11 protein-coding genes and 2 pseudogenes are annotated in these 13,827 nt (G+C 56.0%); 12 read left to right on the forward strand and 1 reads right to left on the reverse strand.

What is annotated here, in order from left to right; genetic code table 11:
• Window positions 1–58: 58 nt before the first annotated feature.
• The 12 genes and pseudogenes from PM3016_RS00500 (at window position 59) to PM3016_RS00555 (ending at window position 13,002) form a co-directional block, all read left to right on the forward strand.
• A pseudogene (locus PM3016_RS00500) lies at window positions 59–885 on the forward strand (flagellin N-terminal helical domain-containing protein).
• Between the two features lie 169 nt (window positions 886–1,054).
• Window positions 1,055–2,284 (forward strand): flagellin lysine-N-methylase, encoded by a 1,230-nt coding sequence (gene fliB, locus PM3016_RS00505; RefSeq protein ID WP_014368104.1) that lies wholly within the window; start codon window positions 1,055–1,057, stop codon window positions 2,282–2,284.
• Window positions 2,285–2,552: 268 nt separating this feature from the next.
• Window positions 2,553–3,380 carry a flagellin N-terminal helical domain-containing protein gene (locus PM3016_RS00510; RefSeq protein WP_014368105.1) on the forward strand — a complete coding sequence of 276 codons (828 nt, stop codon included), beginning with the start codon at window positions 2,553–2,555 and terminating at the stop codon, window positions 3,378–3,380.
• A gap of 272 nt (window positions 3,381–3,652) precedes the next feature.
• Complete coding sequence (locus tag PM3016_RS00515) at window positions 3,653–4,048, forward strand: flagellar protein FlaG (RefSeq protein WP_013913928.1); 396 nt, start codon at window positions 3,653–3,655, stop codon at window positions 4,046–4,048.
• 21 nt (window positions 4,049–4,069) lie between these two features.
• Window positions 4,070–5,566, forward strand: coding sequence for a flagellar filament capping protein FliD (fliD, locus tag PM3016_RS00520; protein ID WP_014368106.1), 1,497 nt, complete (start codon window positions 4,070–4,072; stop codon window positions 5,564–5,566).
• Between the two features lie 37 nt (window positions 5,567–5,603).
• Entirely contained in the window at window positions 5,604–6,002 is a 399-nt protein-coding gene (gene fliS / locus PM3016_RS00525; RefSeq protein WP_013913930.1) for a flagellar export chaperone FliS, read from the forward strand.
• Window positions 5,995–6,333, forward strand: a complete 339-nt coding sequence (locus PM3016_RS00530) for a flagellar protein FliT (protein WP_013913931.1) — start codon at window positions 5,995–5,997, stop codon at window positions 6,331–6,333. Before fliS ends, PM3016_RS00530 begins: the two co-directional genes overlap by 8 nt.
• Before the next feature lie 285 nt (window positions 6,334–6,618).
• A complete protein-coding gene (locus tag PM3016_RS00535; RefSeq protein ID WP_013913932.1) occupies window positions 6,619–6,816 on the forward strand; it encodes a cold shock domain-containing protein in 198 nt (65 codons plus the stop codon).
• 215 nt (window positions 6,817–7,031) lie between these two features.
• Window positions 7,032–7,589: a ribosome hibernation-promoting factor, HPF/YfiA family gene (gene hpf, locus PM3016_RS00540; protein ID WP_013913933.1), complete on the forward strand. Its 558-nt coding sequence runs from the start codon at window positions 7,032–7,034 to the stop codon at window positions 7,587–7,589.
• Window positions 7,590–7,937: 348 nt separating this feature from the next.
• Window positions 7,938–10,449 (forward strand): annotated as a pseudogene (secA, locus tag PM3016_RS00545) (preprotein translocase subunit SecA).
• 125 nt (window positions 10,450–10,574) lie between these two features.
• Window positions 10,575–11,694, forward strand: a protein-coding gene (gene prfB, locus PM3016_RS00550) for a peptide chain release factor 2 (RefSeq protein ID WP_128758881.1) whose coding sequence is annotated in 2 segments (ribosomal slippage) — window positions 10,575–10,646 and window positions 10,648–11,694 — 1,119 coding nt in all. Because the reading frame shifts where the segments join, the coding sequence is not laid out codon by codon here.
• A gap of 174 nt (window positions 11,695–11,868) precedes the next feature.
• A complete protein-coding gene (locus tag PM3016_RS00555; RefSeq protein WP_014368108.1) occupies window positions 11,869–13,002 on the forward strand; it encodes a YitT family protein in 1,134 nt (377 codons plus the stop codon).
• A gap of 15 nt (window positions 13,003–13,017) precedes the next feature.
• On the opposite strand, the gene fdhD is transcribed toward PM3016_RS00555, so the two are convergent.
• Window positions 13,018–13,827, reverse strand: a complete 810-nt coding sequence (fdhD, locus tag PM3016_RS00560) for a formate dehydrogenase accessory sulfurtransferase FdhD (protein WP_014368109.1) — start codon at window positions 13,825–13,827, stop codon at window positions 13,018–13,020.

Consider the following 13,827-nt stretch of genomic DNA (forward strand, 5'->3'; position numbering starts at 1 on the left):
GAATTTATTCGGGTCTCCGCAAGGACGCGGCAGACGAACTTCAGGGAGGAAGAATCCAATGAGAATCAACCATAACATTTCCGCACTCAACACGCACCGCCAGCTGGGCACGAACACAGCAAACGCAGCAAAGAACATCGAGAAGCTGTCTTCCGGTCTTCGTATCAACCGTGCAGGCGATGACGCTGCAGGCCTTGCGATCTCCGAGAAGATGCGCGGCCAAATCCGCGGTCTGGATCAAGCATCCCGCAACGCGCAGGACGGCATCTCCCTGATCCAAACAGGCGAGGGCGCCCTGCAGGAAGTACACTCGATCCTTCAGCGTCAAAGAGAACTGGCTGTACAATCCGCGAACGACACGAACGTAACGGCTGACCGTACGGCACTGGAAGCGGAATTCGACCAGCTGTCCAGCGAGATTTCCCGTATCAAGGACAACACGACGTTCAACACGCAGAAGCTGCTTGACGGCAGTGCAGCGGCAGCGCTGAAGATCCACGTAGGCGCCGATGCCGGTCAAACGATCGACATCGACCTCGACACGGCAGGCGTAGACCTGACGGCGATCCACACGGCAGCAAGCGGTGCAACGATTGCAACGCAAACGGATGCCAACACGGCGATCACGACGATCAACACGCAAATCGAGTCCGTATCGTCCGGCCGTTCGTACCTGGGTGCGCTGCAGAACCGTCTGGAGCACACGATCAACAACCTGAACAACGCGTCCGAGAACCTGACGGCTTCCGAGTCCCGGATCCGCGACGTAGACATGGCGAAAGAAATGATGGAGCAGACAAAGAACAACATCCTGTCGCAGGCTGCGCAGGCGATGCTGGCTCAAGCGAACCAGCAGCCGCAGGCGTACTGCAGCTCCTCCGTTAATATCATATATCCAGGGGGATGGAGAAACGCCATTCCCCTTTCTTTTTTCGTCAGTTGATTTTTCCAAGGGCAAAAGCCGCGGAAGTCCCTGCCATGTCATGAAGTAAGCATCATGCCTTATTTTCCCTTTGGAAAAGTTACACTTACACTACACGAAGGAGTTATGTACATGACAACGTTGGTCGACACGTTAATTCCTGAATATGTGAAACGGTTTACCTGCATCGGCGGGGCCTGTGAGGATACATGCTGCTCCGGCTGGACTGTCAATATAGATCAGCACACGCTTAAGAAATACAAGAAGGTCAAGCATACGGAATTCAAGACGAGGCTCCGGGAGAATGTCGTCAAGAATGACAAGAATCCGACGGAGAACTTCGCGGCAAGCATGAAGCTGAAGCAGTCCCGCTGTTCTTTCCTCAATGAGGAGAACCTGTGCGATATCCAGCTGAACCTGGGAGAAAGCTTCCTCTGCACCACGTGCTCTGTCTATCCGAGAAGAACCAATAAGGTAAACGGGAAGCTCGAGCAGGCGCTCTCGGTTTCGTGTCCGGAGGCCGCACGCCTCGTTATGCTGAATGAGGGCGGCATATCGTTTGAGCAGGGTCAGGATCAGAAGGATGCGTTCCGCTGGATCGCCACCAATATTGAGACCCGCGGCGGCGGGGTGTCTGATTGGCGGAGCTTCTTCGAGGAGTACCGCTATGTGACTATCGCTATTCTGCAGAATCGGGCTTATACGCTGGAAGAGCGGCTGCTGATTATCGGCTTGATGTTCGGTGAGCTGCAGGAAAGCGTCGATACGGGCAAACCGGAGAGCATTCCGGATGTACTCGGCAATTACCTGAAATGCTCTGAAGACGGCACCTTCCAGGGAGCATTCAACGAGGTGGCGAAGCGCCTCGATATCCAGGTTCGCCTCTGCAGAGAACTGGTTGTACTGGGGCTGAAACATACGCCGGGCTCCACAAGATATTTGGAGTGCTCCAGAGCGATGATGGCAGGACTCGGGATGGAAGATGGGGCGGAAGACCATCAGGTTCAGGAGAGTTACGAAAAAGCGTACGGCACATACTATCTCCCTTTCATACAGGAGCATGGTTATATGCTGGAGAACTATCTGGTCAACTATGTGTTCAAGAACTGTATGCCGCTGGACAGCACTTCTCTGTTTGAAAGCTATGCCCGTATGATCATGCACTATTCGCTGATCAAGATTCATATGGTGGGCATCGCCGGCCATGAGCAGGGGCTGACTTCCGACTCGGTGATCAAGCTGATTCAGTCGATCTCCAAAACCTTCGAACACAGCATTGAGTATTTCGAGAAGATCATGACGCTGGTGAAAGAGAACGGCTTTATGTCCATGCCTTATATGTCGATCCTGATTAAAAACTAAACAGGCACTTACGAACCTCAAAAGGCCTTGGCGCACAGCCAGGGCCTTTTGATTTTCTATGCCCGGGTAGCAGAGCCTGACCATTGCCAGGAGAAATCTACCATGCAATAAAGCTCTTCAACCTCTTCACTTTGCGTCCGGGCATGACGATATATATATCATGAGGGGATGAGAGAGCGGGCGGCGAGCCCGAAGATCATCAGCCCTCCACTAATAAACCAAACGATCCACAAGGATGTGGACGTCCCATTCAAGGAGGAAGAACATCATGAGAATCAACCACAACATTTCCGCACTGAACACGCACCGCCAGCTGGGTACCAACTCGGCTAACGCAGCAAAGAACATTGAGAAGCTGTCTTCCGGTCTTCGCATCAACCGTGCAGGCGATGACGCTGCAGGTCTTGCAATCTCCGAGAAGATGCGCGGCCAAATCCGCGGTCTGGATCAAGCATCCCGCAACGCACAGGACGGTATCTCCCTGATCCAAACAGGCGAAGGCGCCCTGCAGGAAGTACACTCGATCCTTCAGCGTCAAAGAGAACTCGCTGTACAATCCGCGAACGACACGAACGTAACGGCAGACCGTACCGCTCTGGAAGCCGAATTCGACCAGCTGTCGAACGAAATCGGCCGTATCAAGGACAACACGACGTTCAACACGCAGAAGCTGCTCGACGGAAGTGCAACAGCTGCACTGAAAATCCACGTAGGTGCCGATGCATCCCAGACGATCGACATCGATCTCGACACGGCAGGCGTAGACCTGACGGCGATCCACACGGCAGCAAGCGGTGCAACGATTGCAACGCAAACGGATGCCAACACGGCGATCACGACGATCAACACGCAAATCGAGTCCGTATCGTCCGGCCGTTCGTACCTGGGTGCGCTGCAGAACCGTCTGGAGCACACGATCAACAACCTGAACAACGCGTCCGAGAACCTGACGGCTTCCGAATCCCGGATCCGCGACGTAGACATGGCGAAAGAAATGATGGAGCAGACAAAGAACAACATCCTGTCGCAGGCTGCGCAGGCAATGCTGGCTCAAGCGAACCAGCAGCCGCAGGGCGTACTGCAGCTCCTCCGTTAATATCATATATCCAGGGGGATGGAGAAACGCCATTCCCCTTTCTTTTTTCTTCAGTTGATTTTTCCAAGGGCAAAAAGAACCGTCCCGGCATAGCCCCTGCTCATTTTCCCTTTGGAAAAGTCAGACTTATGGCTGCCTGAATCAGGGCACCGTTCCTTCTATCCCACCATCTACCAGCAAAAAGTAGGAATAAAGAGCTACTTTTCTATAACACCCGGCGCTCAGACGACCGATATATAGGTAAGACCGTAACTCGGGAGGGAAAGAGAACTATGGATACGCCGATCACAGGAAGCGGCGGAGTCGACCGTATTCCGGCCGCAAGTCCAGCGCTGAAAAGCACCAACAAAGAGGCGGAAGCAGCTGCATCGAGCGCAGTGGATTCGATTCACTCGGTTAAGGAAATGAAGCTGGCCGAATACCGCGGTGAAGAAATCACGATCAGCGACGAGCAGATGGTGAAAGCTCTGGAGCGGGCGATCAAAGCGGTGGAAGGCAAGAACACGTCGCTGAATTTCTCCATCCACGAAAAAACAAAGCAGATCATGGTCAAAGTCATCGATAAGGAGTCCGGGCAAATCATCCGTGAGGTTCCGCCGGAGAAGAATCTTGATTTTCTCGCGAAGCTTTGGGAGATGGCCGGTATTCTGGTGGATGAAAAACGGTAAACGCAGGAAAGGGTGGATGTTATGGTAAACCGCATCACCGGTATAACCAGCGGTCTGGATACCGATACGCTCATCTCGCAGCTGATGAAAGCGAATCGGATCCCGGTCGACAAGATGGCGCAGCAGAAGCAGACCGTCGAATGGCAGCGGGATGCCTACAAGGAAATCAATGCCAAGATCCTTGACTTCCGCAACAACAAGCTCTTTAACTTCAAAAGAGAAGGCACGTTCGCGGCCAAGACCCTGACTACGGTAGGAGACACTTCAGCGGTGGGTGCCAAGGCGACATCAAGCTCGGTCCCGGGAACGCTGAAGGTGGAAGTCGTATCGCTGGCACAGCCGTCGGTCAGCACAAGCACGGCGGCCATTACGGCCGATCCGGCATTCAAAACGAATGTGCCTTTGAAGGACACCGAGTTCGTGGCCGGTTTTACCCCCGTCGCTCCGGCGACAACGCCGCCGACTTACCAGGAGTTCGATATTACGGTCAACTCGAAGGTGATCCGCATCAATCCGAATACCGATTCCCTGGATTCGATGATGTCCAAGATCAGCAGCCAGGCCGGGGTCACGGCGTTCTATGACTCGACCAACCGCGTAGTCTCCATGTCCGGAGGCGGCCAGGCGATTTCCGTAGCCGGAGACTTCCTGACCAACACGCTGAAGCTTGGAGCGGGTTCTGCACCTGTCGATGCACAGCTCAAGATCAACGGTGTAGCCACCACCCGTGCTTCCAACAGTTTTTCCGTAAACGGCGTGGATATTACACTCAATGGCGTGGGCACAACGACGATTGATGTGAAGAGCGATACCGATAAGGTCATGGAATCGATCAAAACGTTCATCACCGATTACAACAGCATGCTCAAGACCATTCAGGAGAAGCTGGGCGAAGATAAGTTCCGTGATTACACACCGCTGACTTCCGAGCAGAAGGAAGCGATGAAGGACAAGGACATCGAACTGTGGGAAGGCAAAGCAAAGAGCGGTCTGCTCCGCAACGATTCGATTCTCTCGGCGCTTGCCAACACGATGCGCTCGTCGATGTCCACTCCGGTAGAGACCGGAAATCCGAATTACAAAACGCTGAGTGCGATCGGAATCGATTCGGGATCCTATCTGGAGAAGGGACAGCTCTATATCAAGAGTGAAACCAAGCTCCGGGAAGCGATCGAGAAAGACCCGCAGGCCGTGATCAACCTGTTCACACAGGACGGTAATGGAGATACGGACCGTTCCGATGTCGGTGTGGGCGAACGCCTCTATCAGGACCTCATGGGCAGTCTGGAGAAAATCGCGAAGAAGGCCGGTACGTCGGCATTCTCGGATATGTCGGTCTTCAAATCGGACAGCGATCTCGGCAAAAGATTGACCGATTTGAACACACGGATCGCCAAAGGCAATGAACGCCTGGCGGATATTGAAAACCGCTACTATAAACAATTCGCAGCCATGGAAGCGGCGATGAGTAAATACAATTCGCAATCGTCTTATCTGGCTAATGCATTCAGCAGCTAGAATCACATCCACGGAGATCTCTTAGGAGGGAAAACGCATGCTACAAGCACAGCAAAATAAGTACCTGTCCACCTCGGTTCAAACGGCGTCACCTGCTCATCTGCTGATGATGCTCTACGATGGGGCCATCCGCTTCTGCAGAGCCGGGATTGAAGCCATGAAGCAGAACCGGTATGAAGAGGTTAACCGGAACTTGGTCAAAGCGCAGGATATCGTGCGAGAGCTGATGGTAACCTTGGATCCTAAGCAGCCCATCTCCGCGGACCTGACTCGGCTCTATGATTATTTCATCTTCCGTCTGGTGGAAGCCAATATGAAAAAGCAATCCGAACCCGCTGAAGAAGTGCTCGAATATCTCGTCTCCCTGAAGGAGACCTGGATTCAGGCCAGCCGCGCGGCAGCGGGCGGTCAAGCTGTCGGAGCGACCCATGCGTGAGCATATTGAGGCGCTGGAGACGCTGACGGCCGGGATGGCTTCCCGTCTTCCGGAGGCGGAGTACGAAGAGCTCGAGCAGTTTGTGCGTGAGCGGGAGGAGATTATCCTCTCGATCCGCCGCGGGCTTCAGACGAACCCCGAGGCGGCCTCGCTCTATGCGGAGCGTGTGCAGCAGGTGCTGCGGCAGGATGAGGCCATCATGGAATGCATGGAGGCCCTGCGCAGCGAGGCGGCCGGGCAGCTGCAGAAGGTCGATACAGCCAGGACGCAGCGGGGCGCTTATGACAAGGCTTATACACCGGACAGCCTCTTTTTTGATAAGCGAAAATAGATATGGTCGGCTCCTTGCCTGGGCAAGGGGCTTTTTTACTGTGAACAAGTGCCTGTGGACAATGTGGATAACTCTGTTGATAACTTTGCAGAAAATGTCGGAAAACCGCATGAAATCAGGCTTTTTCTCTGTGAATAGAAAGTTAAGGAAATGTTAATACTCGAATTTTCTAAATATTTGGCCAACATGAAGAAGTTTCATTGACAGGGGAGTAAAGGGGATGATATATTCGAAATGCAGTAGGGAAATGTTAGCAGTTATTTGATAACGAAGGGAATGTTTTGCATGCAAGGTAAAGTAAAATGGTTTAACGCAGAAAAAGGCTATGGCTTCATCGAGCGCGAAGACGGCGGCGACGTATTCGTACACTTCTCCGCGATTCAAACAGAAGGCTTCAAGACTTTGGAAGAAGGCCAGTCTGTTGAATTCGACATCGTAGAAGGCGCTCGCGGTCCTCAAGCGGCTAACGTAATCAAGCTGTAATCATCCGGCCGCTTGGCCGCTGAATAGATGGTTATCATTGATATGAATTAGCAGCAAAAGGCACCCCCGGTACTCCGGCGGTGTCTTTTTTGTATGCGTTTTTATGAGCTTTGGCGACTGGAGAGAATTTGTAAAGAATGTTGGCGAATTGTGAAGGATTTTTGAACGTACGGGGGGAATATAGTATACTGTAAGGACGAAAGGAGGAGTAATACATGAAATTCAACATTCGCGGTGTCAACATTGAGGTTACAGATGCGTTGAGAGATCATGTGGAAAAGAAACTCAGCAGACTTGAGAAGTACTTCGAGGCTCCCCCTACATCGGAAGTAAGCGTTTCACTTAGCGTATTGAAAGGTCTGCAGGCTGTGGAGGTTACCATTCCGCTGCCGAATCTGCTCCTGCGGGCGGAAGAGAGACAGGCCGATATGTATGCCTCCGTCGATCTGGTGGTGGACAAGCTCGAACGCCAGATCCGCAAAGCGAAAACGAAAGCCAACCGGAAGATCCGTCAGGAGGGCGGGCTCAAGGATCTGTTCCGTGCCTCGGAGCCGGACGATTCCTATGTTGCCGTTCACGAAGAGGAGGATGACTTCGAGCTGGTTCGGACGAAGCGGTTTACGCTGAAGCCGATGGACATTGACGAGGCCATTCTGCAGATGAACATGGTAGGTCATAACTTTTTTGTCTTCGCCAATTCCGATACGTCAGAAGTCAACGTGGTTTATAAACGCAACGACGGCAAGTATGGATTGATCGAACCGGCCAAGTAAAGGTCTGCTCTTTATATCATATAGGAACACAATCAAGGGCCCGGCCGAACAGCCAGGCCCTTTTATTCTAAACGAAAGGGGGATCTGTAGCATACCATTCAGGTTTGACCGAAGCATCGATACATAAGGGAATGGGAATGAACAGGGATAGGGCTCCCAAGGAACGGCTGCATCGGTTTGTAATGAGGAGGATAGCCTTGGGGCAAGCTTCTAGATAAGAAAACGAGAGTGAAATCGCCGCCTTGACTGCCGCGGCTCCGAAAGGGTTTGTTTGTTGCGGCGGCATGGTTAAAAATGCTACAATTTGGGGTAAGACATACCGTTCGAAAAAGGAAGGGGATTAGCAGCATGCTAGGACTCGTGAAAAAAATATTCGGAGACCCCAACGACCGCGAACTCAAGCGTCTTTGGAAGGCCGTGGAGTATATTAACTCGCTCGAGCCCCAATTTGAGGGATTATCCGATGAAGAACTGCGCGGCAAGACGGCCGAATTCCGCGAGCGCTTAGAGAAGGGCGAAACGCTCGACGATCTGCTCCCGGAAGCTTTCGCGGTAGTCCGTGAAGCGGGCAAACGTGCGCTTGGCAAACGTCATTACGACGTGCAGCTCATCGGGGGCATGGTCCTTCACGAGGGCAAGATCGCCGAGATGCGCACTGGGGAAGGGAAAACCCTGGTCGGTACGCTTCCTGTGTACCTGAATGCTCTGGCGGGCAAGGGCGTTCACGTGGTTACCGTCAACGACTATCTCGCCCAGCGGGACAGTGCGGAGATGGGACAGCTTCACAATTTCCTGGGACTGACCGTCGGGGTGAACCTGTCGAATATGTCCCACGAAGCGAAGCAGGCGGCCTACGCCTGTGACATAACGTACGGAACGAACAACGAGTTCGGTTTCGATTACCTGCGCGATAACATGGTTGTATATAAAGAGCAGATGGTGCAGCGTCCGCTGTCCTACTGCGTTATTGACGAAGTGGACTCGATTCTTGTGGATGAGGCGCGTACGCCGCTGATTATTTCGGGACAAGCCGCCAAATCGACCGAGATGTACCTGATCGCCGACCAGGTGGTCAGCCGTCTCAAAGAAGAGGAAGATTACATTATCGACATCAAGGTACGCTCCGTTACGCTGACGGAAGCCGGAGTGGCCAAGGTGGAAAGATCGTTCGGCATCGAGAATCTGTTCGATCATGAGCATGTGACGATCAACCATCACATACAGCAGGCCCTGAAGGCCCATGCGATCATGAAGCGCGATGTGGATTATGTCGTCTCCGAAGGCGAGATCATGATCGTCGACGAATTCACCGGCCGTCTCATGACCGGACGCCGTTACAGCGAAGGTCTGCACCAGGCCATCGAAGCGAAGGAGCACCTGCAGGTGCAAAACGAGTCGATGACGCTGGCTACGATTACGCTGCAGAACTACTTCCGGATGTACCGCAAGCTCTCGGGTATGACAGGGACAGCGAAGACAGAGGAAGAAGAGTTCAAGAAGATCTACGGCCTGGAGGTCATCACGATACCGACCAACAAGCCTACGATCCGCCAGGATATTCCGGACGTCGTTTACAAGTCGGTGCAGAGCAAGTTCCGCGCCGTAGTGAACGAAATCGCGGAGCGGCACAAGAACAAACAGCCGGTGCTCGTCGGTACGGTTTCTATCGAGAACTCGGAAGTGCTCTCCGAGATGCTGAAGAAGAAGGGCATCCCGCATAAAGTCCTGAACGCCAAGTACCACGCGGAGGAAGCGGAGATTGTCTCGCGTGCCGGCCAGCTCGGAGCGGTAACGATCGCCACCAACATGGCGGGCCGCGGTACCGACATTATGCTGGGCGAGGGCGTTGCCGAACTCGGCGGTCTGCATATCATAGGTACGGAGCGGCATGAGAGCCGCCGGATCGACAACCAGCTGCGCGGCCGTGCGGGCCGTCAGGGCGACCCGGGCTCCTCGCAGTTCTACCTCTCGCTCGAAGATGAGCTCATGCGCCGCTTCGGTGCGGAGAACATCATGGGGATGATGGACCGTCTGGGCTTCGAGGAAGACCAGCCGATCGAGAGCAAGCTGATCTCCAAGGCCATCGAGTCCGCCCAGAAGCGGGTGGAAGGCAATAACTTCGACGTGCGTAAAGTCGTCCTCCAGTATGACGACGTGATGAACCAGCAGCGGGAGATCATCTACAAGCAGCGCCGCGAGGTCATCGAATCGGAGAATATCCGCGAGATCGTGATGGGCATGATTACGCCGGTCATCGACCGTATCGTCGATGCGCACTGCGCAGAGGACCTGCCGGAGGAGTGGGATCTGCAGGCGATCGTGGACTACTGCAACGGTACGTTCCTGCACGAGGGCCAGCTGAAGGCCGAAGAGCTCGAGGGCAAGGAGAAGGAAGACATCGCCGAGTACCTCAAAGGCGTGCTGACCCGCTTATACGAAGAGCGCGAGGCGGCCATTGGTGCTGAGTTCATGCGTGAATTCGAGAAGGTGGTCCTGCTGCGCGCCGTAGACAGCAAGTGGATGGATCATATCGATGCGATGGACCAGCTGCGCCAGGGTATTCACCTGCGGGCGTACGGCGGTACGGATCCGCTCCGCGAGTACCAGTTCGAGGGCTACGAGATGTTCCAGGAGATGATCCAGAACATCCAGGAGGAAGTCGCTACGTACATCATGAAAGCCCACGTAGAGACGAACCTCGTACGGGAAGCGGTCGTCGACGAGAACGAGATGGCGACCAACGGCGAACCGGCTGTGAACCGTCCGGCTCAGGCGAGCGAAGTCATCGGCCGCAACGGATCCGTGCCCTTGCGGCAGCGGCAAGAAGTACAAGGCGTGCCACGGCATTCTGAAGGCATAACGAACGTCAAGCGGCCTGGGGAGAGACCGGGCCGCAAGAAGCGGGAGGTCGGGGCGAGGCCCCGGTCTCCTTTTTCACTGAACAGGCATAAGGTAATCATAAAACTTTATAATGAGGTGCTGACCATGTTGGAAGCGGATGTAAAACGGGATATGCAAGAAACGGCCAAGCGATTGGCTGAGCTTAGGGGGTCTCTTTGACTTAGATCTGAAGCTGGAACAGATCGCAGATTACGAAGAGAAGATGTCGGCTCCGGACTTCTGGGACGACAATGAAAAGGCGCAGAAGCTCATTGCGGAGATGAACGCGATCAAGGGCAGCATCGACCAGCTGCAGGCGCTGACGGCGGAATATGAAGACCTTGAGCTCATGATGGAGCTCGTGCAGGAAGAGAACGATGAGAGCCTGGCATCCGAGCTCACTTCGGGGATCACCGCGCTGGTGAAGAAGCTGGAAGGCTTCGAGCTGCAGCTGCTGCTCAGTCAGCCGTACGACAAGCTGAACGCGATCCTGGAGCTGCATCCGGGGGCGGGCGGTACGGAGTCGCAGGACTGGGCGGAGATGCTGCTGCGGATGTACCGCCGCTGGGCGGAGAAGCGCGGTTTCAAGGTCGAGGTGCTTGACTACCTGCCGGGCGACGAGGCCGGGGTGAAGAGCGTTACGCTGCTCATCCAGGGCTATAACGCTTACGGCTATCTCAAGGCGGAGAAGGGCGTGCACCGGCTGGTACGGATCTCGCCGTTCGATTCCTCGGGCCGACGTCATACCTCGTTCGTATCGTGCGACATCATGCCGGAGATCGACGACGACGTAGAGATCGAGATCCGGACCGAGGATCTCAAGGTCGACACGTACCGCGCCTCCGGTGCCGGCGGACAGCACATCAACACAACCGATTCGGCCGTACGGATTACGCACATGCCTACGGGGGTGGTCGTCTCCTGCCAGACCGAGCGGTCGCAGATCAAGAACCGTGACCGTGCGATGAAGATGCTGCGTTCCAAGCTCTACGAGAAGAAGATCGAAGAGCAGCAGAAGCAGCTCGCGGAGATTCGCGGCGAAGTGGCCGATATTGCCTGGGGCAGCCAGATTCGCTCGTACGTCTTCCACCCGTACAGCATGGTGAAGGACCACCGGACCGGAGAAGAGACGGGCAACGTGGGAGCGGTCATGGACGGGGATCTCGATCCGTTCATCGACGCGTATCTCCGCGGCCGGATTAACAAGAAGGATCGGGAAGAGTAAGTTTTCCTGCCTCATGGACTGGAAGAAGCCGGTGATTGATAAAATAGGGTTGGCAAGCTCATCCTACATGGAAAAGGCGGCCGGCTTGGGGTGTGCAGTGCCGGGATATTCCGGAGGCGCTTCCGGCTGCTGCCGCACATGTGGGATTTTTTGTGAAATGAGGCGGGGGAACGTATGGCGGATCGGAGAAAAAAAACAGTGAGGAAGGCAGCGCCGAGGAAGGTCGGCGGCCGGCTGTCCCTGGAGGCGGCTCAGGATAAACGGGGAGACGGAGCGTCCCCGGCAAAGGTCGTTCACGAGGCGGGGTTGCGAGAGCGCACAGACGCCCACGCACCGGATGCCCGGTCAGGGGAATCGCCTCCGGCCTCCCAGGGGCTGGGTCCCCGCGGCGGCGTGCGTCCGGCCGAGGGCAGCCGCATGAACAAGCGCTCACGCAAGGGAGGGGGCGGCCGGCCGGGCTGGATGCAGCATATCCGGGAATACCTGCTGCTCCTTCTCGGGTCGCTGGTGGTGGCTGTCTCCTTCAACACCTTCCTCGGACCGAATCAGGTAGCGTCGGGCGGTGTAACGGGCATCAGCGTCATTGTGGAGAAGCTCTTCGGCATCGAGCCGGCCTTCACCCAGTGGGCGCTCAACATCCCGCTGTTCCTGCTCGGTACGCTGCTGCTCGGCCGGCAGTTCGGCGCGAAGACGCTCGTCGGCTCGATCGTGCTGCCGCTGTTCGTCCTGCTGACGAAGGACCTGCCGTCCATGACCGACAACGTGCTGCTCGCCTCCATCTACGGAGGCATCGGGATCGGGGCGGGCCTCGGACTTGTGTTCCGGGGACGGGCCTCCACGGGAGGGATGGATCTGGCTGCCCAGATGCTGCACCGGTATACCGGGATCTCGCTCGGTCTGTGCGTCGCGCTGCTCGACGGCCTGATCATTCTGACCGCGGGTGTCTTCCTCTCGCCTGAGAAGGCCATGTATGCGCTGATCGGTCTCTTCGTCACGACAAAGACGATCAACATTGTGCAGCTCGGCCTCAGCTACTCCAAGGTTGCGTTCATCATCTCGGAGGCCGAGGAAGAGATCCGGGAGGGCATCCTCTACGAGCTCGACCGGGGACTGACCAAGCTGCAGGCGACCGGAGGCTATACCGGCGAATCCAAGCGGGTGCTGATGGTGGTCGTCAGCCAGACCGAGGTCAGCCGGCTGAAGGAGCTCGTCCGGCGGATCGACCCGGGAGCCTTCGTCATCCTGAGCGACACCAACGAGGTGCTGGGCGAGGGCTTCAAGCTGACAGGCAGCAGTCTGAGTCCGTAATCAGCGGACGGTCGGTCAAGCCCGGGCGGACCCGGCCGTGGGCTGCACCCGTTCCGGATGCGAATACACGTTGAAGCTGCTTCCGCGGATGAAGCCGATCACCGTGATGCCCAGGTCGTCCGCCAGGTTCAGCGCCAAATCGGTCGGGGCCGACTTCGAGAGCAGGAGGCCGATGCCCATCTTGGCGGCTTTCAGAAGCACTTCCGACGAGACGCGTCCGCTGAAGGCGAGCAGCTTGTCGTGCAGCGGCAGCCCCTGCCGGAGGCTGTGTCCGAACAGCTTGTCGAGGGCGTTGTGCCGCCCGATATCGCTGCGGCGGACCAGCAGCGCGTCGGTGGAGCACAGTGCCGCATTGTGGACACCGCCCGTACTGCGGAAGACGTCGGAGCCCTCCTGCAGCAGCGCCATGAGCGCCAGGCATTGGTCCGGCGTCACCGTATGGCGGGAGAGGACGGTCCGGGCCGTCCGGGCATCGCTCTGGAAGTAGAACTGCCGGCTCTTGCCGCAGCAGGAGCCGATAAACCGTTTGGACTGATCCCGCTGCCGCGCCGGCAGCGGGTTTTGCAGTTCCACATAAGCAAAGCCCTTCCACGGATCGAGCTGAAGGGAGGTGATCTCGGAATGAAGCCGGAGTACACCTTCTGAGGCCAGGAAGCCGACGACGAAGTCCTCCAGGTCGCCGGGCGAGCAGACGACCGTGGCGAATTCTTCCCCGTTCACACGGACCGTCAGAGGCGTCTCCCGCACAATGGTGTCGCGGAGGGGCCGGAGGGCGCCCCCGTCGTATCTCCATATGGTTCTTGGTGTTACCGCCTCATCGTGCAT

Source organism: Paenibacillus mucilaginosus 3016 (assembly GCF_000250655.1).
Taxonomy (GTDB): domain Bacteria; phylum Bacillota; class Bacilli; order Paenibacillales; family NBRC-103111; genus Paenibacillus_G; species Paenibacillus_G mucilaginosus.